Origin of the sequence: Candidatus Pelagisphaera phototrophica (assembly GCF_014529625.1) — a bacterium.
In the GTDB taxonomy this organism is placed as follows: Bacteria; Verrucomicrobiota; Verrucomicrobiia; order Opitutales; family Opitutaceae; genus Pelagisphaera; species Pelagisphaera phototrophica.
Map to the genome: position 1 here is coordinate 1,407,687 of NZ_CP076039.1, position 26,998 is coordinate 1,434,684.

The 26,998-nt window shown below is 49.0% G+C and carries 28 protein-coding genes; 21 read left to right on the forward strand and 7 right to left on the reverse strand.

The window, feature by feature from the left end:
* Positions 1 to 256 precede the first annotated feature (256 nt).
* The 4 genes from GA004_RS06105 (at position 257) to GA004_RS06120 (ending at position 4,255) form a co-directional block, all read left to right on the forward strand.
* Positions 257 to 1,069, forward strand: coding sequence for a hypothetical protein (locus GA004_RS06105; RefSeq protein WP_283396424.1), 813 nt, complete (start codon positions 257 to 259; stop codon positions 1,067 to 1,069).
* A gap of 142 nt (positions 1,070 to 1,211) precedes the next feature.
* The gene (locus GA004_RS06110; protein WP_283396425.1) at positions 1,212 to 2,021 is read left to right on the forward strand and encodes an Hsp33 family molecular chaperone HslO; all 810 of its coding nucleotides are present in this window, start codon (positions 1,212 to 1,214) and stop codon (positions 2,019 to 2,021) included.
* A gap of 265 nt (positions 2,022 to 2,286) precedes the next feature.
* Positions 2,287 to 3,447, forward strand: a complete 1,161-nt coding sequence (locus GA004_RS06115; protein WP_283396426.1) for a M24 family metallopeptidase — start codon at positions 2,287 to 2,289, stop codon at positions 3,445 to 3,447.
* A 13-nt stretch (positions 3,448 to 3,460) separates the two neighbouring features.
* Positions 3,461 to 4,255, forward strand: a complete 795-nt coding sequence (locus GA004_RS06120; RefSeq protein WP_283396428.1) for a DNA-formamidopyrimidine glycosylase family protein — start codon at positions 3,461 to 3,463, stop codon at positions 4,253 to 4,255.
* 15 nt (positions 4,256 to 4,270) lie between these two features.
* Here the strand turns inward: GA004_RS06120 and pdxH are convergent, their stop codons facing one another.
* Both pdxH and GA004_RS06130 read right to left on the reverse strand, forming a co-directional pair.
* Positions 4,271 to 4,915, reverse strand: a complete 645-nt coding sequence (gene pdxH / locus GA004_RS06125) for a pyridoxamine 5'-phosphate oxidase (protein WP_283396429.1) — start codon at positions 4,913 to 4,915, stop codon at positions 4,271 to 4,273.
* 46 nt (positions 4,916 to 4,961) lie between these two features.
* Entirely contained in the window at positions 4,962 to 5,189 is a 228-nt protein-coding gene (locus GA004_RS06130; RefSeq protein ID WP_283396430.1) for a hypothetical protein, read from the reverse strand.
* 278 nt (positions 5,190 to 5,467) lie between these two features.
* On the opposite strand from GA004_RS06130, the gene GA004_RS06135 reads away from it, so the two are divergent.
* Positions 5,468 to 5,767 carry a hypothetical protein gene (locus tag GA004_RS06135; RefSeq protein WP_283396431.1) on the forward strand — a complete coding sequence of 100 codons (300 nt, stop codon included), beginning with the start codon at positions 5,468 to 5,470 and terminating at the stop codon, positions 5,765 to 5,767.
* 109 nt (positions 5,768 to 5,876) lie between these two features.
* Positions 5,877 to 6,026: a hypothetical protein gene (locus tag GA004_RS06140; RefSeq protein ID WP_283396432.1), complete on the forward strand. Its 150-nt coding sequence runs from the start codon at positions 5,877 to 5,879 to the stop codon at positions 6,024 to 6,026.
* Positions 6,027 to 6,274: 248 nt separating this feature from the next.
* Here the strand turns inward: GA004_RS06140 and GA004_RS06145 are convergent, their stop codons facing one another.
* Positions 6,275 to 6,694, reverse strand: coding sequence for a GNAT family N-acetyltransferase (locus GA004_RS06145; protein WP_283396433.1), 420 nt, complete (start codon positions 6,692 to 6,694; stop codon positions 6,275 to 6,277).
* A 219-nt stretch (positions 6,695 to 6,913) separates the two neighbouring features.
* Here GA004_RS06145 and GA004_RS06150 point away from each other — a divergent pair, with 219 nt between their 5' ends.
* The 5 genes from GA004_RS06150 (at position 6,914) to GA004_RS06170 (ending at position 11,780) form a co-directional block, all read left to right on the forward strand.
* Positions 6,914 to 8,221: a hypothetical protein gene (locus tag GA004_RS06150; RefSeq protein WP_283396434.1), complete on the forward strand. Its 1,308-nt coding sequence runs from the start codon at positions 6,914 to 6,916 to the stop codon at positions 8,219 to 8,221.
* A gap of 151 nt (positions 8,222 to 8,372) precedes the next feature.
* Positions 8,373 to 9,815, forward strand: coding sequence for a Gfo/Idh/MocA family protein (locus GA004_RS06155; RefSeq protein WP_283396435.1), 1,443 nt, complete (start codon positions 8,373 to 8,375; stop codon positions 9,813 to 9,815).
* Between the two features lie 117 nt (positions 9,816 to 9,932).
* The gene (locus GA004_RS06160) at positions 9,933 to 10,529 is read left to right on the forward strand and encodes a riboflavin synthase (RefSeq protein WP_283396436.1); all 597 of its coding nucleotides are present in this window, start codon (positions 9,933 to 9,935) and stop codon (positions 10,527 to 10,529) included.
* Positions 10,530 to 11,450, forward strand: coding sequence for a uracil-DNA glycosylase (locus GA004_RS06165; protein ID WP_283396437.1), 921 nt, complete (start codon positions 10,530 to 10,532; stop codon positions 11,448 to 11,450).
* Positions 11,451 to 11,492: 42 nt separating this feature from the next.
* On the forward strand, positions 11,493 to 11,780 hold the full coding sequence (locus GA004_RS06170) for a hypothetical protein (RefSeq protein WP_283396438.1): 288 nt from the start codon (positions 11,493 to 11,495) through the stop codon (positions 11,778 to 11,780).
* Here the strand turns inward: GA004_RS06170 and GA004_RS06175 are convergent.
* The 4 genes from GA004_RS06175 to GA004_RS06190 form a co-directional block, all read right to left on the reverse strand.
* Positions 11,772 to 14,093 (reverse strand): hybrid sensor histidine kinase/response regulator, encoded by a 2,322-nt coding sequence (locus GA004_RS06175; protein WP_283396439.1) that lies wholly within the window; start codon positions 14,091 to 14,093, stop codon positions 11,772 to 11,774. The two genes, GA004_RS06170 and GA004_RS06175, sit on opposite strands and share 9 nt — an antisense overlap.
* Before the next feature lie 152 nt (positions 14,094 to 14,245).
* Positions 14,246 to 14,884 carry a response regulator gene (locus GA004_RS06180; protein WP_283396440.1) on the reverse strand — a complete coding sequence of 213 codons (639 nt, stop codon included), beginning with the start codon at positions 14,882 to 14,884 and terminating at the stop codon, positions 14,246 to 14,248.
* A 317-nt stretch (positions 14,885 to 15,201) separates the two neighbouring features.
* A complete protein-coding gene (gene beeR, locus GA004_RS06185; protein ID WP_283396441.1) occupies positions 15,202 to 16,455 on the reverse strand; it encodes a BeeR family actin-like protein in 1,254 nt (417 codons plus the stop codon).
* A gap of 46 nt (positions 16,456 to 16,501) precedes the next feature.
* Entirely contained in the window at positions 16,502 to 17,095 is a 594-nt protein-coding gene (locus GA004_RS06190; protein ID WP_283396442.1) for a hypothetical protein, read from the reverse strand.
* A gap of 328 nt (positions 17,096 to 17,423) precedes the next feature.
* Between GA004_RS06190 and gspG the strand changes: the two genes are divergently transcribed.
* The 10 genes from gspG to GA004_RS06240 all read left to right on the forward strand — a co-directional run bounded on the left by gspG (position 17,424) and on the right by GA004_RS06240 (position 26,990).
* On the forward strand, positions 17,424 to 17,852 hold the full coding sequence (gene gspG / locus GA004_RS06195) for a type II secretion system major pseudopilin GspG (RefSeq protein WP_283396443.1): 429 nt from the start codon (positions 17,424 to 17,426) through the stop codon (positions 17,850 to 17,852).
* Positions 17,853 to 17,919: 67 nt separating this feature from the next.
* Entirely contained in the window at positions 17,920 to 18,465 is a 546-nt protein-coding gene (locus GA004_RS06200; RefSeq protein ID WP_283396444.1) for a pilus assembly FimT family protein, read from the forward strand.
* On the forward strand, positions 18,462 to 18,932 hold the full coding sequence (locus GA004_RS06205; RefSeq protein WP_283396445.1) for a type II secretion system protein: 471 nt from the start codon (positions 18,462 to 18,464) through the stop codon (positions 18,930 to 18,932). The genes GA004_RS06200 and GA004_RS06205 overlap by 4 nt, the downstream gene beginning before the upstream one ends.
* Before the next feature lie 2 nt (positions 18,933 to 18,934).
* Positions 18,935 to 19,615, forward strand: a complete 681-nt coding sequence (locus tag GA004_RS06210; protein WP_283396446.1) for a PilW family protein — start codon at positions 18,935 to 18,937, stop codon at positions 19,613 to 19,615.
* On the forward strand, positions 19,615 to 20,655 hold the full coding sequence (locus tag GA004_RS06215; RefSeq protein ID WP_283396447.1) for a type II secretion system minor pseudopilin: 1,041 nt from the start codon (positions 19,615 to 19,617) through the stop codon (positions 20,653 to 20,655). The genes GA004_RS06210 and GA004_RS06215 overlap by 1 nt, the downstream gene beginning before the upstream one ends.
* Complete coding sequence (locus GA004_RS06220; protein WP_283396448.1) at positions 20,652 to 21,860, forward strand: hypothetical protein; 1,209 nt, start codon at positions 20,652 to 20,654, stop codon at positions 21,858 to 21,860. Before GA004_RS06215 ends, GA004_RS06220 begins: the two co-directional genes overlap by 4 nt.
* Positions 21,853 to 22,425, forward strand: a complete 573-nt coding sequence (locus GA004_RS06225) for a hypothetical protein (protein ID WP_283396449.1) — start codon at positions 21,853 to 21,855, stop codon at positions 22,423 to 22,425. The genes GA004_RS06220 and GA004_RS06225 overlap by 8 nt, the downstream gene beginning before the upstream one ends.
* The gene (locus GA004_RS06230) at positions 22,422 to 24,695 is read left to right on the forward strand and encodes a secretin N-terminal domain-containing protein (protein ID WP_283396450.1); all 2,274 of its coding nucleotides are present in this window, start codon (positions 22,422 to 22,424) and stop codon (positions 24,693 to 24,695) included. The genes GA004_RS06225 and GA004_RS06230 overlap by 4 nt, the downstream gene beginning before the upstream one ends.
* 16 nt (positions 24,696 to 24,711) lie before the next feature.
* A complete protein-coding gene (locus tag GA004_RS06235) occupies positions 24,712 to 25,302 on the forward strand; it encodes a hypothetical protein (RefSeq protein WP_283396451.1) in 591 nt (196 codons plus the stop codon).
* Positions 25,302 to 26,990, forward strand: coding sequence for a GspE/PulE family protein (locus tag GA004_RS06240; protein WP_283396452.1), 1,689 nt, complete (start codon positions 25,302 to 25,304; stop codon positions 26,988 to 26,990). The genes GA004_RS06235 and GA004_RS06240 overlap by 1 nt, the downstream gene beginning before the upstream one ends.
* Positions 26,991 to 26,998 lie beyond the last annotated feature (8 nt).

Sequence of the window (26,998 nt, forward strand, 5' to 3'; positions counted from 1 at the left end):
TGATTGAATCTACTAGACCGTGAATGTGCCGGGACTTCGTCTTTCGGTACCCCAGCCTAGTTGTTGTTCGCTGCGTTGTCGCCCTGAATGGGATTCGGTGTTGCCACAGGGAGTAGGGCAGTTTGAGCGAAGCGATATCAAATCATTTTAACGGAAGTGCTTAGGCTTCCTTAGCTGGACAAATTGGAATCCATCCATTGACTTATTTACGAAAAAGGCGTCGAAGATGCTTTGGATTGGCCAGACCTCAAATTCTATGTGTCCTAGATTGACTATCCGATTTGTGACCGGGATCGTTGCTGTTTTAGCGGCGCCCGCGTTTCAGGGCTCGCTTTGGGGGGCAGGCGATTGGGAGGAGGAAGCCCTGCTGCTCTACAATTCTGGGTCTCCCGAGATCAACGAGCTTAGAGCAAGGAGTACAGGTAACGAGCGGCTAAAGTTGTACGCGAGAGCGTTGGGGCAATTGCACGTCCAACCCATGAGGGAGGAAAATGCGCTCTTGGCGAAGGAGACGTTCGATATCCTTTTTGAGTCGAACCCGAACGATCAAGTGGGAATGGCGTCAGCCTATTACCTAGCAAGAATCAACCATAAGCATCTTGACCAGCCTGACTTGGAGGCAGCGCGTTCTGCTTACCGATACATTTTTGAGTCCTATCCATCGAGGTTTTTTGGGGAGCTGGCCTTTCTGAAGTACCTTCTTATCGAGCTATACAATGAGGAAAGCACGCAAAGCGTATCCAATCGAATTGCGAGTTTAGAGATGCTGGGTGATCAGCTAACGATTCCAGATATGATACGGGGTTATCACCGTGCGGTTGGAGATGCCTATTTAGGCTACGAATTGTCTTATGAAAAGGCCTACGAGCATTTGAAAGCGTCTTATGAGATTAAGTCCTCGGTTCCGGAAACTCAAGTTGAGCTGATGCTTACGGTCGCCGAGCTAGCGGAATTATTCGGCGAAAAAGACGTCGCAATCGCGGCGCTCCAGGATTTTCTTAAGGCCGCCAATGGGGATGATCGCAGGGGCGAAGTTGCTCTCCGAATCGCAGCTCTCAATTCGAAATAGAAACCCACCTGTGCGTCGATTGAGCCTGAGACATTAGTAGGTAAGGTTTCGATACACTTATGCCCTTTGAGAAAGGAAGCCACTAGCCCGCTTCAGCCGGGTCTGGACAAATGGGAATCATCTGGTTTTGTTGCTTTTCCTGATGCCTGAGGCCGAACTACCAAACGAACCTGCCTTCATAATCGTCTCGAGTTTTGTCAGAGAGCGAAACGTTCTTTTAGCAATGGCGAATTTCAGCGATCTGTATGTGGACTACTATCTCCACCTAAAGGACAACAAGATCGGTATGGATCCTCGAGCGGATGATCTGCTCAAAACCACTTTGGCCGCATTTTCTCTCCATTGTGTTTCGCGTCCCAGAAATGAAGTCTTGGCCTGGACCATCAATTTTCAGGACCCGCTGCTCAACCTTTTTCTAGGAGGGGATACGGAAATTGGGTCGGTGGTAGGGCGTGCTTTCACCGAAAATGTCAAGGAGGCGGAAGAGAACGTGTTTTATCAGGAAGTCGCCAAGGGAAATAAGCCGATCCATCGCAGTGTGGTCCCTTTTGAAGGGAGCGATCCGTTGGCGGCCGTGGAGGCCTTTTACGCGATGAGTGAGCAGCGCCCAGCCCGTTTTTTCAGGCTCGATACGGAGACCTTTGCCATCGTCTCTGCCCATCCAGATTATGATGAAGAATGGTTCAGGGATCTGACGGTAGACGATTTGCGTGTCTTATCGGTAACTGAGCAAGTGAACCCCCTGGAGACTCGAATTGTTAAATGGGAATGTGGCTGTAATCAAAAGCGGATTCTCCAGGCGTTGGAACCAGTATGGCGCCAAAGCCCCGATGAGCTGTTTCTCGGAGAGGAGCTGATTGAAGTGAATTGCCCAAGGTGCGCCGGCAAATATCGAATCAGCAAAGAGATGATGGAAGCCTACGATGAGAGTTTGAAAGACAAAGGGGAGTAGTTAGGAGCTGGTTTTTGGTTGATGAATGAAGTAGGCCTCGATATCCGGACCGAGGCCAAGTTTGTACGAGCGTGTGATTGATGAAATGGCGGAAATGCTGGGGTTGGCATTAGCGTTGGTGGGTTGTCTTTTTCGGTTGGCCTTGCTGGTTCCGTGGGCGATTGAACGTTTGAAGGAATCGGACCAGTCGTCTTGCGAGAAGTAGGCCCTGTTGTGTGGGGTTAGCGGGCTTTACATTTTTCGGAGAGAGATATTGGCTGAACATGTGAGTAAATCTAGTCCTTCGCGAAAGCGTAAACTGCCTCTCCCGATTTTAATGTATGCGGATACGCGTACCTCAGCGGATCAGCTTTATCTGGCAAAGTTTGGCGTTCCGGATGCCTTCATATCCATGAAAATGGGGGCTAAATCAATCGCGGTGCTAAACCAGCTCGAACTTTCGAGAGGATTTAAGGAATCGGCTTTCAGTACCATTCTGGCTCTGGAGGAATGGATCGAGAAGGCTCGTACCAAATTTAGGCGGAAGGATGTTGGCGTTGCTGAAATTGTTGCGACCTTGGCAGCGGCGTATCGGATTAATGGATTTAGAGTTTCGTCGGACTTTCCCGCGTGGCTGGCGTTTCAACTGCAAGGGTTTGGGATAAAAATTGATGCAATGAAAACGTCGATATTTCCAGCCCGAGAAACGAAGACGGAGGAAGAAATGCGATTTCTTCGACAGGGTAATCGGTGTAGCGCGGCGGGAATACGGGCGGCAGAAGAAACTCTGAAAAAGTCCACCATTAAGAAGGGCTACCTTTACCTCGAGGGTAAACGGCTGACCTCGGAAAAGCTTAGGGAAGCAATAGAGGTTGCTTGTTTGACCGCGGGTTCGATTCCGATGGATACAATTGCAGCGGGTGGAGACCAGGCTTGTGACCCGCACTGCGCGGGTTCGGGACCGCTCAAAGCGAATGAATTGATCATTGTGGATGTGTTTCCGCGGGTCGCGAATACGGGATACTTTGGTGACATGACGCGAACTTTCTTAAAAGGAAAGCCTTCTGATGTTCAGAGAGCGCTGGTTGCGACAGTAAAGGGAGCTCAAAGTCAGGCCATCAAACAAGTTCGGACAGGAGTCGACGGAAAGACTATCCATTCCTCGGTGCAGAAGTACTTCAAGGACCGCAATTACCTAACCACGCACAATGAGAGTGGAGCTCAAGGATTCTTTCATGGGACAGGCCATGGTTTGGGGTTAGAAGTGCATGAGGCGCCGCGAGTCTCAATCGTAAACTTTCGCTTGAAAAGGAACTCGGTTATTACCATCGAACCCGGTTTGTATTATCCCGGATTAGGTGGCTGTAGGCTAGAAGACGTGGTTGCAGTGACAGATACGGGGCCCAAGAAATTAAGCTCCTATCACTATAATTGGATTGTGGAATAGATGTTCTTTCAAGATGCCTGAATTCGCTGAGGTCGCGTTTTTCTGCCGCCAATGGGATCCCGGAAAACGGAGATTGGTCCAATCGGTGCAGCTGAATGAAAAAGTTCGTTGCTTTCGTGATGTTGATCCAGCGCGATTGGCCCGAAAGCTCAAAGGCAACCGCCTCATTGGGTCGAGAACCCACGGGAAACGGATGCTTTTTCAATTGGAAAGGGAAACCTGGCTAGGGGTTCACCTCGGGATGACGGGAAATCTCCGAATTCGAAGTCATGATCAGTTTCTCGAGAAACATGATCATCTTGCCCTGAAGACGTACATTGGGTGGCTTGTGTTCAATGATCAAAGGCAGTTCGGCAAAATAGAGCTTTTCGAGTCGTCAGGTCTCCCCAAGTTTTGGGATGAGTTACCGCTGGAAGTGGGATCACCAAAATATGACTACGACTATTTCAATTCGATCATAGAGAAACGAAAGCGAGGGCCGCTGAAAAGTCTTTTACTCATGCAGGAGTTTTTTCCTGGCGTGGGCAATTGGATGGCGGATGAGATATTATGGAAGGCGAGGGTTAGGCCCGACCGAGCTGCGGTATCACTGAGTGGCCCTGAGAAGAAATCGCTTTTCCGTGCCGTCAAATTTGTTTGGGACGGCGCTTTGAAGTACGTTGCCCCAGATTATTCCGATCCCCCGAAGACCTGGCTGTTTCAGCATCGCTGGAAAGCGGGTGGAATTTGTCCTAAGACGGGTGAAGCACTAAGTCGAAGAACGATTGGAGGACGGACAACCTGTTGGTCCGCCAAATGGCAGTCGTGAGCTTTCGTTTTTGCTTTAGGGAGCGAGACGATTCAAGTTCCAGCCAATGTCATCGGACTTAGAATACAGGAAGCGGTCGTGAATACGATTTTGGCCCCCTTGCCAAAACTCGACCGTCTCAGGAGTAATCCGGAAGCCTCCCCAAAAGGAGGGTAGTGGGACACCTCCTTTTTTGAATTTCCGTTTCATTTCATCCAACTTGGTTTCGAGGATAGACCGAGAAGAAATGATGCTGCTTTGGGGTGAAGACCAGGCCCCAATCTGGCTGCCAAAAGGACGGGTGACGAAGTATTTCAGGGACTCGGTTGCTGGAATCTTTGTCGCAGAACCGGTGATCGCTACTTGTCGATGGATGGAGATCCACGGAAAGAGCAGGGAGACTTTTGCGTTTCCTGCTATTTGCTGGGATTTGCGACTGCCAAAATTTGTGAAGAAGACGAAGCCTCGTTTATCCAATCCCTTCAGCAACACAGAGCGTTGCCACGGTTGCCCCTTTTCGTCGACTGTGGCTAGCGACATGGCATTAGGCTCCACCACCCCCAGATCTTGAGCTTGGGAAAACCAGGCCTGGAATTGGTCGATGGGATCCCGAGACAGATCCTTTCGGCGCAAACTCTCTCCCGTATAATCCTCTCTAAGCTGGCTGAGGTCTTTGGACACGAGGATATTTAAGACTAGGGAGGGATTTTGTGTAACGTTTGCGCCTCTACTTCTTGAGCCGCTCGAGTGCTTTGTTTGCTAGTTCTGAGACCGACTGAAGATTGTTCTGCAAACGTTCCAATTCGCAGTCGTCAAATATGTCCGAGTAAGCGGATTTTTTTTGGGAATCCTCCCTAGGGGGCGAGATTTTTTCGGCTCGTTTGGTATCCCTGTTTTGCTGCGGATTGTTGGGATCGACTGGGCGTGGGATGGAATTCGGTTCGATGCGGTCCATTTGTGTGGTTATCGATGAGTGTTTGTTAGCGCGTCTTCAGGTGTATAACCTCATCTCATCGAGAAATGCCTCTATCCGCACGGACTGGGTTCCTCTGAGATGAAATTGTTCAAGACTAAAAGGAACGCTTTTACCTCCTGTGGCAACCGATTTTGAGCAAAATGGAAGATATCTTCGATATACTTAAAGATCTTTGAGTTCAAGCGCCTGCTCTTTTCGGACGATGCTTTTAGCAGAGCGAATCTGCTTTCACAAAATAAGCCGACTAGTCTGATCCTATGAACCAAGAGCTGTTGGCAATCCCGGTTGGCCCCGAATTAGACGCCACTCATGGAAAGCTCGCTCAAATGTTGGAAAAGTCTTGGGAGGAAATAGTGAAGCTTTTGCTTGAGGAAGCAGCGTTTGCCGTCGAAGACACTTACGAAAAGAGCGGCCAAATTTGGGATTCAGTCCGTTTCGAGTATGTTCATGGGGGACGCAGTTCTCTGAGGAGCTTGGCTCCTGAAGCGGAGATCGATACGATTTTGAATTGCGCGCAGGAAATGAGCAGTGATTCGGATCGCCAGAAGTGGGTTTAGGGCTTTAAAGGATCTAAATCTCGTTGCCAGACAGATCTTGCATCTTTGCACTGGGATAGTGCTGGTTATTAGGAGAAAGGTAACGCGGAAGAAATCATATACGGTTTTTATGCTGCCCGGCTACAATGAAGAGTGGCCAACCTCTGAATATGAGCACCAGGAAATTCTAAGGCTGTTCAAACAGGATCAGCCTTATGACGGAATCCATAACGATTTCTCAGACTACCGAATCGGACCGAAAAAGTCCGCTCGATCCTAGTTGGGTTCTCGAAGCGAATTTGATATGATATCACGCAAGCCTTTATAGCGTCTTTGATGTCCCGCTTTTCGAAGATCTCGTCCGGTAGGACATCTAGTGTTACGCGACTAGGGTTTTTGGAATAATGCTCGCGGATCGTTGAGGGATCGACTAGATTAACGTGGTTCTAGGTTGGGGGATTTAAGAGCAGGTCTAACCGTATTTTATGGCGGGTTCCCTTTGAAGCGTCTGAAACGCATACTCGCTACTCATTCGAGATCAAGACGCATATCCACGTGGTCGATTCCGGCCTCAATGTAAACGTCGCCTAGACGTTGAAATCCGAACCTCTCGTAAAAGTTGACTGCCTGAATTTGCGATGACAGTTCAACCTGTTTCCATCCTCTCTCGCGGGCGGCCTCGACCAGCTTCAGGAGTACCTTCTGTCCAACTCCTGTTGATCGGTACTCTTTGAGGACCGCCATTCTACCGATATGTCCGTCTGGCAAGAGGCGACCGGTACCGATCGGGAGGCCTCCGTCATACGCGATCGCGTGAACGCACTCCGGGTCCCTACCATCAACCTCTAGGCTTGGTTCGACACCTTGCTCAGCTACGAAGACATCGAATCGTATTTGGAGGATACTGGATTCAAGTGGGCTGAATTGGGTAAGTTCTATGCGGATCATGGATATAAAAGTCTGGGTTTTGATGACTGCCAAAAGGATCCATGAAAAGTAAAAATTAGAGGTAGATTAAATCCCGATTCCGCTTTAATATCGCCAAATCTCAAGTTTACGTTCTCATTAAGTTATCCCTCTATTCCCAATTTTGCGAATCCTTCGGTATATTGATTTAAGAATGTCGAAAAGGAACGTATAGTCCCAAGACGGTTTCTTACAAATTAAATGTTTCCCACCTGGCTACGAATCTTTGCGATCACTTCAATTGGCTCATTGACTTCCTATTCGGTGGACTCGGAACCGATTGAGGGGCCACCGCTTGTCTTTGCCCATGACCTGGTGGGAGAAGAGCTTCGAGAGGGAGAGCGTTTCAAGCTAGCCCCAATTGCATATGTGGTAAATTTTGGATACGAGTTCGATTTGGATAGCGATTTCGGCGACTTTCATGCTCGAGGCATCAAGATGCTGGAAGTGACTGCCCATGAAATAGACGCGCTCGAGAAGTTGGAGGAAATCACCAAAACCAAGGCCTTTACGACGTCTTTTTCGGAGGCCCTGAAGAACCCAATTGTCCGCTCATGGGCGGTAGCGCGAAGACCGGTCACTACGGTTGCTCGAATTCCTGGTGGTATTGTCCGTTATCTGCAGGGAAAGTTTTTTGAGGTAAAACGGGGGTCAGAAAAGTTAGCGGCGAAAACTAAGGAGCATCGATACAGAGGTGAGAGTAATGAGAAAGAGCCAGTCGCGGAAAAGGTTACGGACGCAGCAAAAAAAGTAGGCAGCACGACAAAGAAATTGAGTCGCCGGCACTTGGGGTTCGACAAGGCGAAACGGGATTGGTCGAGGCGTTTGAAGGTTGATCCCTACACAACCAACGACTACCTGCAATTTGAGTTGGAGCGGATAGCGTGGGCTTCCTCGGTTGGTTCCTTCGCAGGTGAATTTGCCATTCCTTCCAGTTCGGTGCTCTCGTACACGCTCCAAGCCCAGGAAATGGTTTGGAGCAAGTCTGAAAAGGAGCTAGAAAGGTTAAACTCAAAATCCCTGAAGACGATGGGTGTCGACACAAGTGTTCTCGTCCAGTTTGACGAACTAGACCAATATACGCTGACGGAAAAGACAGAGCTAGTGATCACACTAGAGGAGATCGAAGTGGATGGCAGGCTAGACCTCATTCAACTAATGCTAGAAGTAGAAACGCGGGAGGAAGCGATGCTGATGGTTAAGATCATCTCTGCGATTGGAAATTATCACCAACTGGTGAAGCCGATCGAGGAGGTTGCGATTCGCAGAGGCCTTGCGGTCTGCTACGACGAAGAGGGAACGATGGTACTCCCTCTGGCTTTAGATTATTTGCACTGGTCACAGGAGATCTCAGAAGTGTTGCTTTCGAATGATCTCTATGACGAATCGCGGTCTTTATGGATTAGTGGAACCGCTTCTGCGATCGCTAAAAGAAGGCTGGCGACCCACGATTGGAAGCTGAAAGAAAATTGTTTTGATAGCTTTGCTGCCCTGCAACCGAATCCCTAATAAGATTTGCCGTGTTTTAAGACCCTCTATGAGGCAGTCGTTGCCGAAGCCGTGACTTCAGAAAATTCCCAGTGAAAGGATAATTTTCAATTGCCTCGTTAGAGAAAGCGTGTAATGGTTAAGGTCAGAATCCTAATCCCCCTATAGAATTATGTTATCTCGTCGCAAATTTATTAAATCGTCTGCTTTGGCAGCGAGCACCTTCGCGATCACGCCCTCATGGGCAAAAGCGGCAAATGGTGATGTCCGAGTAGCCGTGGTCGGCGTTCGCGGACGTGGAAAGAGCTTAATTGCCGATGTATTCCGTACCGAAGGGTCTCGGTTGGTCGCACTTTGTGACGTGGATACAGCGGAACTCGCAAAACGGGCTGCCGCGGTTGACGAAGAATATGGCGTCATTGTTAGCCAGGAAACCGATTACCGCAAGCTGCTCGAGAGAAAAGATGTCGATGCGGTCGTCCTGACGACACCGAATCACTGGCATGCCCTGCAGACAATCTGGGGTTGCGAGGCGGGAAAAGATGTTTATGTCGAGAAACCCGTGTGCCACACGGTTTGGGAAGGTCGCCAGATGGTGGCTGCAGCAAAGAAATACAATCGTATCGTACAGGCTGGTTTCCAAAATCGTTCTGATGTTGGGCTGCAAGAGGCGTTTCCCTGGATTCATGCGGGTAACATAGGTGAAATCAAGATGGTGCGTGGTTTGTGCTACCGAAATCGAGCGAGCATAGGGAAGATCGATACTTCTCTGGTGCCGCCAAAATCGGTCGATTACGATAAGTGGCTTGGCCCTGCTGAACACCAAGACCTCTACCGTCCGGAATTACACTATGATTGGCACTGGGATTTCAATACCGGCAATGGCGACTTGGGAAATCAAGGTCCCCATGAGCTCGATTTAATGCGCTGGATTCTTGGTGATCCGGATCATCCGGTTAAAATCCAGTCGTTGGGAGGTCGATTCGGATGGGACGATGCCGGCGATACGCCGAATATGGGTGTCACTACATTCGATTGGGGAGGAATTCCGGCCCTGTTCGAGGTGCGCAATCTATGGGTGAAGCCTGAACTGAACAATGCCCCAAACTTCAAAGGCTCCCGTGTTGGCGTTATTGTAACTTGTGAAGGCGGAGAATTCCGAGGAGGTCGAGGCGGAGGATTCGTCTATGACAATGACGGTAAGCGGGCGAAGGCATTCAAGGGTGATCGTGGTTCTAATCATTTCCCTGCGTTCGTGAAAGCTGTGAATAGCCGCAAGGAAAGCGATGTGGCGGCTCATTTGGAGAGCGCTTACAAATCCAGTTGCCTGGCGCATCTCGGAAACATTTCTTACTTGAAAGGTAAAGATGCTGAAGGGAAGTCAGTCGGGAAGTTTGCGTCGAAGGATGGAGTACTCGAGGAAACACTAGGGCGCTATAATGAGCAAATGGCTGAGTGGAGCATCGATCAGTCGAAAGAGCTGTGGAAGCTAGGCCCTGAGCTTGAATTCGATGCGCGATCTGAGAAATTCACTGGAGGAGATTCATACAAGCAGGCCAACAAGCTCCTCAAGAAGAACTACCGACCTAGCTACGCGGTACCCTCTATCGTCTAGAAAGGTTCGCTGGAAAAACTTTGAACCGAGCTTTGGGATTCTCTTGAGGCTCGGTTTTTTTTGTTCTTGGTATAAATCCGTTGCACTTGGACTTTGAATTCGGATTAATTCTGGGAAATGTTTACAGGTCTTGTTGAAGAAAAGGGCGAGGTGCTGAGCTTTCACGAGCAACCGGAGGCTTGGCGGATGAGAGTACGGGCAAACTTGGTGGCTCAGGAATTGGAGTTGGGTGACAGTGTGGCGATCAATGGGTGCTGCCTATCAGTTGTCGAAATCAGCAAGACGATTTTAACCTTTGATGTGCTTGAAGAGACGCGGCGGCTGACAAATCTCAAAAATATCGATCCCGGATCTAAGGTGAATTTGGAGAGGAGCCTGCGCTTCAACGGCCGTGTAGGTGGACATTTTCTGACGGGGCACGTAGATGGTTCAGGCAAAATCGTGGAGCTCGGAATTAGAGCTAAGGATGTCATCCTGAAGATTGAAGTCCCAAGAGAATTTGAACACTATCTGGTGTACAAAGGCTGCATCGGAATCGATGGAATTTCTCTGACGGTTGCTGAAGTTGAGGAAAATGTCCTTACGGTTTGGCTGATTCCTCACACGCTCCAAGTGACGGGGTTGGGTGATTTGAAGCGAGGGGATAAAGTGAATCTAGAGTTTGATCTACTTGCCAAATATACCGAAAAAATCCTGTCCAAACAGGAACGCTAGATGAGATCTCAAATAAATAGCGTCGTTGATGAGCTGAAACGTTTGCGAAAAGAGGGACAGGATCGCATTTATGTATCGGAAGAGTCCCTACGCGACTTGAAATTGGCGTTAGGGAAGATTGTAGCGGAAGATTCTGAAAAGGAAATGGAGAGTGCGGTTGCTTTGATACCCGATAGAATACGTTCGGCAACAGCGGAAGATTTTAACCGGGTTCTCAAGGAAGAACCAAAAACGGCTAGTAAAACCTCTGGTGATAGAAAAGCTACCCTTGGAATACCACCTGCATTTGAATTGCCGGAAGGCAACAAGCAAAAGCGTTGGGACGCGTTGCGGGAGATCGTACTAAATTGTCCGAAATGCAACGAGAATAAGCGAGAGGGCTATCAGCTAGTGTTTGGAGTAGGTAGTTTGGATGCTGATATCTTTTTTTGTGGCGAAGCTCCCGGAGCAGACGAAGAAGAGCAGGGGGAGCCTTTCGTCGGTAAAGCCGGACAGTTGCTCGATAAGATGATTGGCGCCATGGGGCTTGCTCGTGAGGAAGTCTATATTGGAAATATCATGAATTGGCGTCCGCAGCTTCCTACCCGAGTGGGCAATCGACCGCCAACAATCGGTGAGATTGAATTTTGCCTCCCATATTTAAGGGCTCAGATTGAGGTCGTTAAGCCAAAGCTGATCGTGGCGCTAGGTGCGACTGCAGCGAAGGGCTTGCTTGGGTCGAAATCGTTTCGTAGTTTGAGGGAAGTAAAAGGGGAGTGGAGGGAATTTGAAAAAACACCTTTGCTCGCCACTTATCATCCTTCGTATTTGCTCCGAAACGACAGCAAGCGAGATAAGCGATCTGCGTGGGAAGATCTGCTGAAGGTGATGGAGCGTTGCGGCCTACCGATTAGTGACCGGCAGCGAGGGTATTTTCTCTGAATCTCAAGCGCTTTCCTCAAAGAGTGTCCAACAAGTCAGAATGTGTATCGTTGCCTGCCAGATAAGCCTACCGCAAGGCGGGCACGGGGTGGGTATCCACTGAATGGCTGTTCCCCGCACTCTCAACACAGCGCCAGGCATGTCTGGCGGGCAACCCAACTGGCAACGCACTTTTTCCCTTTTGGCGGCGTTGCGATTGAGGGCCAAGGCCGTTCGGCTGAGTTCAGGCCTAAGCCCTACTGGCATTTGCACCTCACCCACGCCTTGCCAGAGAAGAAAAATGACTGCTACGATGCCTATTCTGATTTGTTGGACGATCTCTTAGTTTAAATCGGAGGAAGTCAGTTCAGATAGCTTTTCATTAAGGAGGTCCAATGTGACGGGCTTCGCCAGTACAAGATCAACGTTTTTGGAGGTCTCATTGTCGTCGCTGATCATGTCGCCAAATCCCGTCGCCATGATAATCGGGGTGCGTGAATTAATTGCTTTGATTTTCGCTGCGAGCTGCTCGCCGCTCATATTCGGCATTGCTCGGTCGGTGATAACAAGGTCGAAAGATTCCTTCTTGAATGCATTTAGAGCAGCTTCGCCATTCTCAAATTTCCTAACTTCATGTCCACCACTGTCCAGAAGCTCCGAAAGAACTTCGAGTAGAACTGCCTCATCGTCGACCAGCATTATGCGGAGAGAATTGGACGATTCGGAGGAAATCTTTTTGTCGATTTTTGCTGGGGTCGCATCAACCGCAGGAAGTTGTATTGTGACGGTGGATCCACTCCCTTTGATGGACTCAATCTCGATCTCTCCTTTGTGACATTTGACAATTCCTGCCACGATCGATAGCCCGAGCCCGGTGCCCCGTTTTCCTTTGGTGGAGTAAAACGGGTCCAAGCACTTGACCTGGATTCTCTCGGGCATTCCGCATCCGGTATCTTTAATCTTGATACAAACATTTTTTTTGTAATCAATAATTGAGAGTGTAATGACTCCGTCTCCTTCTATCGCATCTGCTGCATTAATAACTAGATTTGATAAAGCCTGCCTGAGCTCAGGTTCGTTCCCGTGAACGCATTGACGTGATTCAACCATAGATCTGAACTCGATATTGGCCCCCCTTGCCTCGGCCTGGCTTTTCCAACGATGTTGGGTGAGGTCTTTGACTTGTTGGGCCAGTTTTTTGAGGTCAATGTCTGAAGTTGCTTCTTCTACGGAGGGTTGATTTCCATAAAAGTCTCGAAGCCGCGAGACAACAGCAGCCCCATCTTGTGCGGCAACCTTTATATTTTCGAGAAAGGAAATCAGTTTCTTGTCATCTCGCCCTCCATTTGGCATGTTCAGGAGTAGTTCCGAGAATCCGAGAATAGGGGCCAACAGGTTGTTGAAATCATGAGCGATTCCGCTCGCCATTTGGCCTATCGATCTGAGATTTTCTTGATGGACGGAGGTTTTTCGGGAATTTTTTTCGTTCGTGATGTCGGAGATCGTGAAGGCTGTGTAAAGTAAGTTCCCCTCCTGGTCTTTTAAAGGAAAAGTTTTTAGAGAGACCCAAATGCTGTCACCATTTTTTCGATGTAGTCGCAGTTCGAATGAATCCTCAATTCCTTCTCGGATGGATGAGGTTGCCTTTGATGTAGCGTTGTTTTCGATACATTCGCCAAAGAGGTCTTCAAACGTCGGTACCTCTGTTTTTCGATATCCGGTAACTTGCTTGAAAGCGTTATTCACCTCGATAATTCGACAGTTGTCTTCCGATAATTGTACCCAAGCGAGGGCGGCACTTGAGAGTTTCGCGGAAATGGTCTTCAGATTCTTGGCAGGCTCGACAAGGTCGAGGGTAAGGTCTTGGGCCAGAAGATCGAATTGCTCTTGAGAGTGTTCCCCAGACAAAAGGAGCGTTCTTACTTTTCCGTGGGAGCTTTTAAAACGTAATGATTTCGTTTCGGATCTCCCGCTTTTCTTTAAAGTCTCCAGATAGGTTATTAGATAAGTCCGATCTTCGGGATCGATTATATCAGACAGATTTTGAATTGCCGATTGGTCCTTTGGGATGCCAAAATAGTTCGACCATTCCTCGGGTCCACCAATGAAATTGCCACTCGAATCGCAACTAAAGAAAAGAGACGGATGAATCTCTTGTTTCGTTTTGGTACTTACGGTAACCGCTTTTAGAACGATGCGTGAAAGGGAGGGCTGCGACCCGATGAAAATTGGTACTCGTTTGAGGGAAACGGGTGCGGGCTCTGAATCTCCATCTATTCTATTGGTAGAGAATACTTCATTTTGGGCATCATGTTTCAGGCTCAAAAACCAATTCGAAAACGCTTTACTGGGCTCGATGAAATCGCTGATTCGGGAGCCAAGGATCTCTTCCTCTGACCGATTCCAAAGATTTTCACAACCACCCGTTATTTTTATGAAAAGGCCATTTCCGTCATGAAGAGACAGCGAGGCGTTTTCTCCGGGTAGGGAAAGTTGTGACAAAAGATTCCAATCCAACTCGGGAATATGTTCATCGAAATGGCTCTTGCCATTCTCCAAAGACTCAAGAACCCTATGGGGATAGGGTAGTGGCTGTTCCCGATACTCAGTACTTGAATCTACAGGCAGCGAGATGCTAGTAATCTCTGGTCGTTTACCATCCATGGAATGAATTGTGAGAAGAGCTGAGTCCTTTCAGCTCGGAGTCGCGTCGCAGGAAATCCCGCGGGGCGACTTGAAGTAAAACTCTATCTAAGAGTTTTCAGGCGGAAGATAGTCAAAATAGGCTGTGTAAAATGTGGAGTAGGTTTGTCGCTTCAGGCGAGGGAGATGAGATCGTTCTTGATCGCATACCGCGTCAAAGCCGCGACATCATGGAGATTGAGTTTTCTCATTATATTCGTACGGTGGTTGTCGACGGTTCGTACGGAAATATAGAGGCGAGCTGCAATTTCCTTAGTTGAATAACTCTCGGCAACGAGTTGGAGAATTTGTTTCTCCCTGTCAGAAAGGGGGATTTCGCTAGAGCTAGAATCTGGGTTGAGAATTAGAGAGCGCATGAGACTTGCCATCTTGGGGCCGATGAATGTTCCGCCTCCTGAGATGATCTCGAGCGCTTTCTTAAACTCGTCGAATCCGTCCATTTTGTCGACGTATCCTTGTGCCCCAGCAGAAAGCAGTTCACGGATGTTCGCAGAGCTCGCTTTACCTGAGAAAATGAGAACTTTGACTCCGGGCACATGCAACGTTAGTCCTTTAAGGACATCGGTTCCACTGAGTTTGGGGAGACCAACATCTAGGATGACAGTTTCCGGTCTAAGTTTTATGCATCCCTGCAGTCCTTCCTCGCCGTTGCCGAACGAACCTACAATCTCGTATCCTGGTGAGAGGGAGATGAACTCGGAAACCATTTCCCTGACTGCAGTTTGATCTTCTATAATTACGACGCTTTTCATGTATTTGAACTTGCTGTTGCTCTTTATACTTACGGACTCAGAGTGTTTTTCTTAAGTAGCAATTATTCAGTAAATCATTGTATTGGGCGATTTTGCTCCTTTTCCCCTAGAGTCTCTTTACGATGTTATTTCGGATCTATGGCGAAAATGTCATGAATCAGACTCCACTTTTGACGGTTGCCCCATTGCTTCAACTCGATGGGTTAGGCAAAAAAGACGAGCCCCAGTAAAAACTGGAGCCCGCCATCCTATTCCTGCACCACAAAGTGGTTGATTTATCAAACCTACCCCCGGGTTTATATTATCTACAAACTACACTAACGTAAAAGATTTTGCCATTGGCGTTCGTCCGCTTGGTGAGCCGTGATCAAGGCTCCCGCTGCGACTTTCGATTTGTACGAATCGCCTGCACAAATAACTTGGCATCCCTCGAAGCCCTCTTCCAATAGGAGCGATTCGAGTGCTTCATCAAGCCCGGGGATCATGCTTCCTCCCCCGGTGATGATGATGTTTTCCAAAAGAGAAGGGATGCTTTCAGGTTCGGCATGCATCACTAGGGTGCGGACTGCCTGGTAAATTTTTTCTAGAAGGGCGTTGCAGGCGGTACCGATTGCATCGGCTACTTCGAGGCGTCGCACCTTTCCACGTATCATTACCGGAGCGAGGACCGAATTCTTGGATCCGTTGACGAAACTATAGGTTTCCTTGATCTCGCGGCATTTGGCGACCGAGATTCCGCAATCTGGGTACTTTGCGAGAATGGCTTTTTGGATGATCCGGTCGACCGTGTCCCCTGCGAATGGGAGGCTGATTTGGTCGTCACTGGATGGATAGTATCCTTGAATGAGGCAGACGTCCGAAGATCCGGCTCCAATATCTACGAAAATCGAATTTGTGACGGGATCTATGCCGGTTGATTCCTTGCGACTGCCGAGAGCAGCTAGGAAAGGCTCCGGGATAAGTATGACTTTGTCAAAAAGCTGGGTTACGGCTAAGCGAATGTTCTCCTTCGCCTGGGAACTGGCATTAGCTGGAGTGCCTATGACCGCCCGGTATTCCGTGTCTTTGGAGTCGCCGATACGTTCTTTCACATGGGCAAGAAAGTCACGGGCTGCTTCCAAGTCTTCTATTGCGCCGTCTTTCAGTGGCGGAACCAAATCGAGGTGGAGTTTATGGGCGATTGCTTCGTCGCCGAAAAAGGTGGTTTGGTTGCCAGGCAAGACGTCTGGCAGTATTCCCGGACGGGAGTAGCCGACTACGGTAGGGATTAAGGCTGAAGCTTCTATAGCCTGTGCTCCGGGTTCTGCGATCTGGACATAGGTCGAGTTCGTTCCGAGATCGAGTCCCACCAAGAGCGTCTCGATGTTCGAGCGTTTAGGCTGAAATTTCCGAGTGCTCTTATCCGTCGCCTTCTTGGAGGGTGAAACCTTGGCTGCGGATTCCGGATTTTCCTCAAAATCAGGATCAGCTGTAGAAATGAGAGATGGTGAGTACGGATAGCCTAGAAATGCGTTGTCCTCAGATTCAGCATAGAGGCTATCCGCATTTTGAGTGTCAGTCTTTTGTTGCATGGCTTTGGCAGAAAAAGGTTAGATTGCGTGGCGGTTCAGGGAACGATCAGGATTCGGAAAGAATAGTGTCTACTCTCGCTCGGTCCAGGGTTCCCACGATTTGTTCGAGAGGAAGCATAGAGTTTGCTACTAGTTCAGAGTCATTTTTTTGCACGGCGTCGATCATGCTCCTAACATCGTTGATCGAGACGCGCCTTGCCTGTGAAGATTCCAAGGAAGTGGCTTCGGGCGAAGATAGCTTAACCCATGTCCGCTTGCGTACTGCTTCGAGGTCGTGAGCTCGCTTTTGTTGCTCTTTCAAATAGATCGCCCGGTATTTTGCCGCAACTTGTTCCTCTACTCGAGGAATGATCTGCTGGACGAGTGTTTCTCGAAAAACGTTTTGCAGACGCATTCCCTGGTCAACGAGGGACTGCTCCTTCGTAAACATGTCTCTTAGATCTGCTTTGGCGTCTTCCTTCAGCGAGGTCGGCAAAAGTTTGATCCACGATTTGATCAGGACGGGAAGTTCCCCTTTGATTATCTGGCGCGATTCGGCATCCCGGTTCTCCCGGTGGAGTATACAGGCGGCACGAAAACGTTCGACTATGAGTGTCCAACGACTTTCCGCTTGCTCTGTAACTTTGCTCGATGCGATCATGGACTGGTGATAGCTTGCAGAGCTAACTGCGTGCCAAATCCGTAAGTGTTTGATAAACAATATAAAACCTAAAGGATTAGCGAAGAATTCCGTGATTGAAGCGTTTTTTGCCTAGTTGTTGCGACAAAAATTGGCCGGTATTCAGACTCAAAACCGGATGGATTTCAGACAACTGATGTCTATGCGGACGTTGACTCTTGGCAAAAGCGGCAACAGAAATCCAAAGTTGAAACCTGAGGATTGCATCAGTCGTCCAATGTAAAGTAGCATTTCCTACAATAAACCTAAAGCTTGCAGAGCCTTTTTTGACAGTATGATTACAGAGCAAATGAAAAGAAGACGGTCACTTTCGAATAAACGTGGTTTTACCCTAATAGAGATAATGCTCGTGATAGGGTTGATGGTTCTCCTGGTCGGACTTGTCGTAACGAATGTCGACAATCTCTTCGGGACAAACCAGGCGGAGTTGGTTCGCTTTAAGGTTAAAGAGTCCTTCAAGACACCTTTGACTAGCTATCGAATTCACATGGGCAGTTTCCCCTCGACCCAGCAAGGCTTGAAGGCGTTGGCGGTTCGCCCGGAAGGTGACGGCGGCAGATGGAGAGGCCCGTACATCGAGGGTGAAGAAAATCTGAAGGATCCCTGGGGCCACGATCTTCAATACCGGTATCCTGGCACGCACAATACTTCATCGTACGACCTTTACTCCCTCGGACCGGACGGCACTGAGTCGGGCGACGATATTACCAACTGGTAATCGTTTTTGAGGAGGGTTTAAGTTGCGAGCTTAGTCCGGTTGGCATTCTGCCGGGCAGTACTAGGGTATGAGCAATCAAGCGATGAAAGTTAGAGTTGGCGATTGTGATTGGCGTCGAGCGTTCACTTTGATTGAGCTGATGCTCACGATGGCCTTGATCGCCCTTTTGTCGTCGTTGTTTATTTGGAATATTAATGCGCTTTTGAAGCAAGGAGAACTGGAAGCCCTGCAGAACGAGTTGTGGGGAGCAGTAGAAAAGGCGAAGCAGGCGGCGGTGTTTAGCCGTCAGCCTCACAAGGTCCGCTTTGACGAAAAGCTTAAGTCGTTCATGGTTTCGTCGGGCGGCGAAGAGATCGCCTTTAAAGTGGACGCCAGTGGATTTGGCGAAGAAGTCGAAATCGAGGTCTTGTTTAAAATGATTCTTCCCATAGATGGTTATCGTCTTGTACGGGGCGAATTGGTCACCCATCGCGAAATCGAATCGGTTACGTTTTTTCCTGACGGGACTTGCACGCCATTCTCTGTAGATTTGAAAATTGGTGAATATGAAAGTGGATACCAAATTGATCCATGGACGGGGTCCCAATTGACGGCTCCCGAGGAAGACGCATGAGGGTTAGGGCGAAAAGGAAGAGGAGGCGGGGTTTTACTATTATAGAGGTGATGCTCGCCCTCGCTTTGTTTGGGGTGGCCGTAACGACCTTTACTGCGGCCTATCTAAATATTATCAATGCCATCGCTGCGATACAGGTCGACCAGGCTTATGAGCAAGACATGTCCATGATCCGGTTAGACGCGTTTTCGAGCGTTTTAGTCGAAGACTTGGAAGAGGGTGGGAAGGTTTTCACTGGAAGCCATGGTGAGGCGTCTTGGAGAGTTGAGTACGAGCCCACTTTGGTTGCTGACCTTTTTCGGGTTAGTCTTCTCATGGAAATCTTGGACAAGGAAAAAGACGAGATGAAGGAAGTGGAAGAAGTTCATTATCTGACACGACCGACTTGGTCGGACCCGGTGGAGAGGGCGGAGCTGCGGGCAGAAACAAGGGACCGGCTGCTTGCAAAGCAAAGCGGCTTGGAATAAGCATGAGTCCAACAAAACAGCGAAACCGATCTCTCCGTTCGAGCAAAGGATTCACTTTGCTTGAGGTGATGTTTGCGGTGTTCATGGGTTCCGCCTTGCTGGTCGCGGCGACCGCATTTGTGTTCGCCCTAGGAGAGCTGTGGGGTAAAGGGGCAAACGTTTGGCTATTTCAGAAACACGTGCGAGGCGTATCCAGATTTTTGGAACAGTCCATACAAAAATCCGGCTGGAAGACGCCTGCGGGCGGAGCGCAGACCCCTGTCTATTGGTCAAGTCGTGGAGGTCGGGCCTATGAGAATGAGCAATTTCTAACGTTCGAACTAGACAAAAGCCCGGGTGTGCTGGTTTGGCCGGAAATGCCCTTGCCGCATGTTGTCTGCTCGCTAGAGCTGGACGGGGAGGATGGGCTCTATTTGCTTTGGCGGTCGCGGCTTGAAACAGGCTTTGAAGAGGAAGAACCGCGCAAAACGCTCATCTCACCTTTCGTCACGGAAATAAAATACTTTTATCTAGACGCTGAGGATGAGGAAGCGGAATGGGAAATTGAAGACGATCCCAATAAGGAAGCAGATGGCCAGTTTCTCTTGCCGCAGCGAATTGAAATAACCTTCGAATACGAAGGCAGAGAAGAAAAGCGACAGATCGTGCTGCCTGTCTTTTTCGACGGGGTTCCCTTTTTCTGATGATGCGCCGTCTGGATTCAAACCGATGCCATTCTAAAAAGGGCTCCATTTTGCTGATGGTGTTGGTGCTAATCATTGTCTTGAGCTACGTGTTGACAAAATTCGTCGAGCGAGCCCAGGTCGAGGTCCAAGGCGAGGGCTACTATGTCGAGCGAACACGTTTAAGGCTCCAAGCTTGGTCGATGCTCGAAGTTGCGGTTGCGGTACTGGCGGATGTGAAAGTGATAGACGAAGCCATTTACGCTCCGGCCCAAGGATGGGGTGATCCGATTGACTACTCGAAGATTGAGATTCCGGAAGGAATGAATGTGACCTTCGAGTTCATAGACGAGTCTTCGAAACTCAGTATCAACGAGCTGGATGAAGGGTCGCTCTTTCTGCTGTTTGACGAAATGGACTTTGATTTGGATGTGAGCCAGACTTTGACGAACATGCTACTCGATTGGATCGACGAGGACGACGACGCCCGAATAGATGGAGCGGAGTCGAGAGAGTACAGCACGACCGAATTAGAGATGCACCCGGCCAATGGACCGCTCCGCTCTTTGGATGAACTTTCCTCGGTGATCGGATTTAAGGACCATTTCTTCGACGAGAATGGATTTCCCAATGACAATTTTAAACGATTGTCCGAAGTGGTAACGTACCATCCCGTGCTGCAATTGAACGTAAACTCCGCATCTCCGCTTGCTCTCCAGTCCTTGGCGGGATTGAACGAAATCCAGGTTGAGACTATCCAGGACTATTTGGCAGGTCTTGATGGGGAGTCGGGGACATCGGATGACAACTACTTCGCCAATGCGGGTGAAATGACTGATGTCATTGGCGAAATCGAGCGGGGTGTTCCGATTACGCAACAAATCAGTGTCTTAACAGTGAAAGTGACAGTGCAGGAAAAAGGAAGTTCGTACAGTTTGATTGGAACATTCAGTACGGATACTGAAACCACAGAAAATGGTGAAACCGGGGATCTCGAATATCCGTTCGTTTTCCTTGAGCTTAGGGAAGAGCCCGGTATAAATAACGCCAATCCCACTTGACCGACAAGTTTACAGTTGTGCCAGATACACCGACCAATCCAGAAAACGATAGATTGATGACGATGCAGGTCTCTGCTGCGCCAGGGCATGTTTTTTTCTGTCGTAGAGTGGGAATCCCCGAGGATGTTGAAGATAGTGAACGGGAGAGCTATTTGCAGCTTCAGTTGGAAGGCATGTCGCCCTTTCCCTTGGAGCATCTTCAGTTTGGGTTTTGCGTTGATAACGCCACGCGATATGCCTATATATATTCTGGATACAGGCGGTCGTTCGACAGTACTGAGATGTCTGAATGGTCCAAGCAGGAAGTGGTGATTCCGGAATTTAGTGTAGGGGTTCTGGCTGGAAAAGGCGAAGAAGGGTCTCCTCTGTTGCTGGTTTCTGATTCGTCAATCAGCTACTTCGAGTTCGACGACCTGTCGGAGATACCGTGCTACTTTGAGTCCTTTCCCAGGAATTTAGATGGAGATGGAGCCGTTCGGCCCGCCAGCGGGGATTTGGAGGTTGTCACAGAGCGTTTAAAAGATCGCATAGGTGAAGAGAGCCCGCGTATCTGGAATACAATTACGAATATCACGATTGAACAGAAAAAATTTGAGTTTCAAGCTACGGAAGCGGGGAAGTCGATTGCGGTTCAGGTAGAACGTAAAGTTCTGTGGAATATGGATCTGCGAGATCCAGAGAGCGTTGAACAGGCGAAACAGGAGGAGCAGCGCAATGTTCTCGTATGGAGAGTGGTTCTCGCAGTCGCGGCCGCTCTCGCACTTTTAGTATTTGGAGAGCTGTTGTGGTTTGGAGAGCGTGGCTATCTGAACTTGCGCGAAGACTGGAATGCTGAGCAGGCTCCGATTGTGGAGCGCATCATCTCCCAGCAAACAACGATCAACGAACTTTTGAGTTTTCAGGACTCGGACTTGGTGCCTTTCGACATGCTAGTGGCTATACAACCATTTTTGACGGATGCGGTCTGGTTTACGAAAGTCGAAACCAACGGAACCAATAGCCTCAAAGTCTTTGCGAATGCGACGAGCAATGGTCAGGTTAATCAGTTTAAGGCAAGGTTGGAGCGTTTTGTTAAAATTGATACCGTGGAGCTGGAAAATATCCAGAGCGGTCCTGGTGGAACAACGTTTACGGCGTTTTTCTATTTTAAGACCGGTTCTTTTGCAAGTAGAAGCGTGATTGAGGAGGTCGCGAACAATGGTTAGTTCAAGTATCAAAAACGACTTCCAGTATTGGGTCGCTTTTTTGCGCGTCCGTTTCTTTCGACTATCGATGCGGGAGAAAGCGCTGACTGTTTTATTCGTCGGGGCTTTGCTAGGAGTGTGGTTTTCGTTCCAAATCGAAAGGCATGGCACCGCTCGTTTTGAGATTAGGGTCGCTAACAGTGCCGCTAAAAACCAGGGGGATTACCTGGAGCAGCAAGCGATTACGGAAGAGGATTACAATAGTTTAATCCAGGATATCAATTTAGGCGAACTTCCCTCAGTGAATGAGGTCAATGCTCGTATAGACGATCTGATTCGAAAGTACGGTTTTGGAGACTTCAAAATCAATTCTCCTAAATCAAGTGCAGGCAATCCGCTGACCTTTCACACCTTCACCATAGATCTTGGGAAAGCGAACTACAACCGGCTCATCGAATTTACGAATGAGATTAAAACGAATTTACCTTATGTCAGTCTGCGTCAAATTACGATTCAAGCCCAGCGGCGGACACCGGAATTTCTCGATGTGAAGCTAGAATTGAAATCCATCGAATATACACCATGAATTATTGGATACGAAAAGCGAATTTTGTCACCTTGGCTCTCATGTTTACCTGGGAAACGCTGTCCCCTCTCGGACTGGCCCAGGACGCGAATGCCCCTGTGGTGAATGCGGCGGAAGACGATCCCGTTAGAATCCTCTGGCGAGGAGAGCCGCTAGTGAGCGTTCTCCATTCTCTGGAGACCTTGACGGGTAGGTCTGTTATCCGCCCTCAAGCATTGCCTACTCCGGAGTTCACGTTCGACAGTCGCGGAGATATGACCCTTGGTGAAGCGATTCTGGCAATTGAAAGCTTGCTGAGTATCAATGGCATTGGGGTGACTCCTCTTGGGGACAAATTTCTCAAAGTAGTATCGATCAACACAATTCGGACCGAAGCCCCTGAGTTGGAAGTGGAAACGCTTTTAGATCGTCAACCGAGCGGGAAGGTAGTGAGTAAGCTGTTTCGCTTGCAGTATCTGGATTCCCAGACTTTCCAGTCCCAAATACAGCAATTCCTGAGCCCTGGATTTAGCACGATTATTCCGTTTCAGAATTCAAATGCGGTGCTGGTGACGGATACGATTAGCAATCTGCAGCGGCTGGAATATGTGGTCTCTGAAGTAGATAAGCCGAGTCGTCTCAATGTGAAGACAGAGTTCTACACTTTGCAATACGCTCAAGCCAGTGAAGTGGCGGAGCAAATACAGAGCCTCATTGATGCTGCGAGGGCAAATTTCGGGGAACAGTCTAATTCTGAATCGAACGCTAACAACCGAAACCAAACTAGGGGAGGTCAAAACGGTGGGGCCCAACCTGCTCGCCCCACGGTAAATGCGGCACCGGCGGGAGAGGGCGCCATTCCTAGCCAAATCCTGTTTGGATCAAATACGGCGATCGCCTCTGATGATCGCACGAATCAGATCATTATAATGACGGAACCGTCGAATATCGTGTTTTTCGACGAGATAATCGAAAAGCTGGATATCAAGTCTGACCCTGCCACGCGTATCGAGGTTATCATCCTAAACCATGCTCAAGCAACGGAAGTCGCGGGACTGTTAAGCAGTTTTGTCAGTGGCTCCACTTCCGCAGAAACAGGTGACCGGTCTCAGGCTAATGCCAACCAGAACACGCAGCAACAAAATCAGAGAGGCAACCAGAGCGTAAGTCAGAATGGTCGTCAACTGTTGCAGCAAAATCAGCCTTTGCAGCAGCAGGTAAGGAATGCCGTCAATACGACTTTGGAAGAGCGGGACAGCCAATTCAGCGAATTCATGACGATCGAGGCAGACGAGCGAAGCAACTCACTGATAATTTCAGGTACTCGAAGTGATTTGGACTTGATGACAGAGCTGATTGCGAAAATCGATGTATTGCTCCCACAGGTACGGATTGAAGTGATCATTGCTGAGGTGAACTTAGATAAAGATTCGAATCGAGGAATGGATCAAATCACAGGCTCATATGTTCAAAACGAAGTGGCGGGTGAGCCCAATATAACGAACCTGCAAGGCCTGGACATTTTGGGGATCGGTGCGAACAACGTGTCATTTAATTTGGATGCAACGACCGGTATAATTTCTAACCTGAGTTTCGATGCAATTCTGTCTGCTGCTCAAACGAATAGCAACGTCCGTATCCTCTCAATACCGACATTGCTGACCACGCATAATCAGGAAGCGACCTTCACTGTCGGCCAGCAACGTCCGATTGTAACGGGCACGACAACCGACAATACGCTGAGTACGTCGGTTCGGGAGACGGTTCAGTACCAGGATATCGCCATTGAGCTGAAAGTGAAACCGCTAATCGGACCGAATGACATCATTCAGCTGGAAATCGATCAATCGGTGAATGACATTGATGGATCTGTCGAAATTAATGGAAACCAGCAGCCCATTATCGGTCGACGTCAGATGGTTTCGTTTGTGAGCGTTAAAAGCAATGGTTTGGTGGTGCTTGGCGGTATGCAGCGAAGCAAGGAAACGAAAACACTCAACAAGATGGCAGTACTCGGCGATATTCCCATTTTTGGAAATGTTTTTCGCAGCCGGGGAACCGATTATGAGAAAAGAGAGCTACTTGTCTTTATCCGTCCCAAAGTCATCCGCGATTCCGATGAGGCGGATTTAGACGCACGGGAAAAGATGCTGGGCCATCCAATGGACAGTAAGCTCGGAGAGTTTTTAGATAAAGGCCGATTTGACCTCACTAAAGACACAACGAAGGATTCGAATTCCAAAAAGAAAGAGTCGAAAGATTCCGTTGCCAGAAAACCTTACAAACGGTAAGGAATTGATAATGAACATGGCGGTAAAAGTAGGGGTCTTGCTAGCTTTCCTTTTTTTTGGGGGGTTGGTTCACGCTCAGGATAGCGAACCTCGGTCACCCTTTGCTCCGCCTTCGGCTAAAAAGCCCGTAGCAGCTCCCCCGAAAGCAGCTCCGGCGACCGCCTTGGATTCTATCGAATTTCGAGGCATTATCGAAATTGGTGGGACTGCATGGGTAAGTGTTTACGCTCCCAAAACCAAGAAGAGTTATCGGCTCACCAAGGACGAATTGGGAGAGGACGGGTTTAGCCTGGTTAATTACGATACCGGTGGAAAACCGGGAGAAGAAACGATCTGGATTCGGCAGAATGGTTTAACCAAGCAGTTGAGTCTTAAAGACGCCGACATTATCACTCTCAAGGAAACGCCTCGGCAGTCTCCGCAGCGGGCGGCAGAGAATGTGCAGCCAACTCCTGCCGTTCCGGTGAGGAGACCGACGCCGAATGGAAATCAGAACATGGAAGCTGCTAGTGATGAAGAGGTTCGCGAACGAATGCAGCGAGTCGCTGAAGAAATCCGCCGTCGCCGGGCACTCCGCAGCAATATTATAAATGACGGAAACCAGTAATGACGGTTGCTGAGCTAAATTTTTTGGATACACTCAAACTGAGCCAGGATCAACTGACCGAGTTGGAAGGATTGAGACGCTCGGAACGGCTCGAGCAACTCGCCGATTGGCAGAATAATAACCTGAGCGAAATGGTTGATCGGCTGGGAGATGAGACTGGAATGGCGGTTGTTTCCCATGAGCATTTTGATCTCGATCGATTGAGCGCGATTCCACTTCGCATTCTGCACGAGTTTCATTGCGTTCCTATCAAGCTATTGGATGGGGACTGGGAGGAGGACCAATTAGCCCTCGCGACCGGTTGGCCGGTTGAAGGTATTATGGATGACTGGGTGTACGCGACCTGCGGTCAGCGCCCCATTTGGAGATTGGCAAATCCGGACCGTATTTCTAAATTTATTACGCAAAATTTAGGGGTAGGCGCTGAAAGTTTAGACGAGTCGTTTGATATAGATGATGATCTAGTCTCCGCTGAAGTCGCGGAAGAAGAGGATGAGGACGCTGCGATCATTCGCTTTGTCAACGAGGTGTTCCACCAAGCCGTTGAAGATGGAGCGACTGACATCCATTTCGAGCCCATGGAAGACGAGCTTCGCATTCGCTATCGGATTGATGGGCTGCTAGTCTCCGTTCCGGTTCCTGACAATCTCAGAAAGTTCCAGGACGCGATCGTCTCCCGACTGAAGATTATGGCGAAGCTCAATATTTCTGAGCGTCGCCTCCCTCAGGATGGAAGAATCAATCTGAAAACGGCGGATACTACTTTGGACATCCGCCTATCAACCATGCCGGTGATGTATGGCGAGAGCATCAGTTTGCGTTTGCTGAACAAAAAGAGCTCTCCTCTGAGCCTTCAGCAACTCGGCATGTCGGATGCGGATCAGCAGAAAGTGGACCGCGTGCTTGGACTACCCCACGGCATTATTTTGGTGACGGGTCCGACGGGCTCTGGTAAGTCGACATCGCTCAACGCGTTTATTCGGAAAATCAATTCCGAAGACCGTCGCATCATCACGGTTGAGGATCCCATCGAGTATGAGGTTCCGGGGGTGAATCAGATTCAAGTCAAACAAGAGATTGGCTTTGGGTTTGCCGAGGCACTAAGGCACGTCTTGAGACAAGACCCGAACGTCATTATGGTGGGGGAAATTCGCGACCGGGAAACGGCAGACATCGCGATTCGAGCCTCCCTTACGGGGCACCTTGTTTTCAGCACGCTCCATACGAATGACTCAGCAGGGGCGATCACGCGATTGACGGATATGGGTATTGAGCCTTTTCTCATCGCATCCGGTGTGGAGCTTGTTATAGGGCAGCGACTCTTGCGGAGGCTTTGTCAGGATTGCTACGAATTGAAACCGTTTGAACGAACGGTTGTATTGGATTCCCTCCGTGTATTGGATATGCCAGATTCAGCGATGGATGGTGTTGTCGAATTGCCCGTGTCAAAGGGTTGTGAACGGTGCCGGAATATTGGTTACAAAGGGAGAATTGGGATTTACGAGATCTTAAGAGTTACGGAGGCTTTGCATGATCCTATCGTGAATCGTGAGGCGGCACCGCTAATGCGTGAGATCGGCCGCAAAGGCGGTTTGGTCACACTGGGAGAGTCCGGATGGAATCTCGCCCTGAAAAATCTGACTACTTTGGACGAAGTCGTACGTACGATTTCCGTTAAAGAAGGATAGTTTGCTTT

Bases quoted from the DNA above. Each gene is read 5' to 3' on its own strand.
- GA004_RS06235 (WP_283396451.1), top strand. From the start codon at position 24,712: ATGGCGGTAAAAGTAGGGGTCTTGCTAGCTTTCCTTTTTTTTGGGGGG.
- GA004_RS06210 (WP_283396446.1), top strand. From the start codon at position 18,935: ATGAGTCCAACAAAACAGCGAAACCGATCTCTCCGTTCGAGCAAAGGA.
- GA004_RS06120 (WP_283396428.1), top strand. From the start codon at position 3,461: ATGCCTGAATTCGCTGAGGTCGCGTTTTTCTGCCGCCAATGGGATCCC.
- GA004_RS06200 (WP_283396444.1), top strand. From the start codon at position 17,920: ATGAGCAATCAAGCGATGAAAGTTAGAGTTGGCGATTGTGATTGGCGT.
- gspG (WP_283396443.1), top strand. From the start codon at position 17,424: ATGAAAAGAAGACGGTCACTTTCGAATAAACGTGGTTTTACCCTAATA.
- GA004_RS06190 (WP_283396442.1), bottom strand. From the start codon at position 17,095: ATGATCGCATCGAGCAAAGTTACAGAGCAAGCGGAAAGTCGTTGGACA.
- GA004_RS06180 (WP_283396440.1), bottom strand. From the start codon at position 14,884: ATGAAAAGCGTCGTAATTATAGAAGATCAAACTGCAGTCAGGGAAATG.
- GA004_RS06150 (WP_283396434.1), top strand. From the start codon at position 6,914: ATGTTTCCCACCTGGCTACGAATCTTTGCGATCACTTCAATTGGCTCA.
- GA004_RS06145 (WP_283396433.1), bottom strand. From the start codon at position 6,694: ATGATCCGCATAGAACTTACCCAATTCAGCCCACTTGAATCCAGTATC.
- GA004_RS06175 (WP_283396439.1), bottom strand. From the start codon at position 14,093: ATGGATGGTAAACGACCAGAGATTACTAGCATCTCGCTGCCTGTAGAT.
- GA004_RS06130 (WP_283396430.1), bottom strand. From the start codon at position 5,189: ATGGACCGCATCGAACCGAATTCCATCCCACGCCCAGTCGATCCCAAC.
- GA004_RS06225 (WP_283396449.1), top strand. From the start codon at position 21,853: ATGGTTAGTTCAAGTATCAAAAACGACTTCCAGTATTGGGTCGCTTTT.
- GA004_RS06230 (WP_283396450.1), top strand. From the start codon at position 22,422: ATGAATTATTGGATACGAAAAGCGAATTTTGTCACCTTGGCTCTCATG.
- GA004_RS06155 (WP_283396435.1), top strand. From the start codon at position 8,373: ATGTTATCTCGTCGCAAATTTATTAAATCGTCTGCTTTGGCAGCGAGC.
- beeR (WP_283396441.1), bottom strand. From the start codon at position 16,455: ATGCAACAAAAGACTGACACTCAAAATGCGGATAGCCTCTATGCTGAA.
- GA004_RS06105 (WP_283396424.1), top strand. From the start codon at position 257: ATGTGTCCTAGATTGACTATCCGATTTGTGACCGGGATCGTTGCTGTT.
- GA004_RS06240 (WP_283396452.1), top strand. From the start codon at position 25,302: ATGACGGTTGCTGAGCTAAATTTTTTGGATACACTCAAACTGAGCCAG.
- GA004_RS06135 (WP_283396431.1), top strand. From the start codon at position 5,468: ATGAACCAAGAGCTGTTGGCAATCCCGGTTGGCCCCGAATTAGACGCC.
- GA004_RS06110 (WP_283396425.1), top strand. From the start codon at position 1,212: ATGCCTGAGGCCGAACTACCAAACGAACCTGCCTTCATAATCGTCTCG.
- GA004_RS06140 (WP_283396432.1), top strand. From the start codon at position 5,877: ATGCTGCCCGGCTACAATGAAGAGTGGCCAACCTCTGAATATGAGCAC.
- GA004_RS06205 (WP_283396445.1), top strand. From the start codon at position 18,462: ATGAGGGTTAGGGCGAAAAGGAAGAGGAGGCGGGGTTTTACTATTATA.
- GA004_RS06215 (WP_283396447.1), top strand. From the start codon at position 19,615: ATGATGCGCCGTCTGGATTCAAACCGATGCCATTCTAAAAAGGGCTCC.
- GA004_RS06165 (WP_283396437.1), top strand. From the start codon at position 10,530: ATGAGATCTCAAATAAATAGCGTCGTTGATGAGCTGAAACGTTTGCGA.
- GA004_RS06160 (WP_283396436.1), top strand. From the start codon at position 9,933: ATGTTTACAGGTCTTGTTGAAGAAAAGGGCGAGGTGCTGAGCTTTCAC.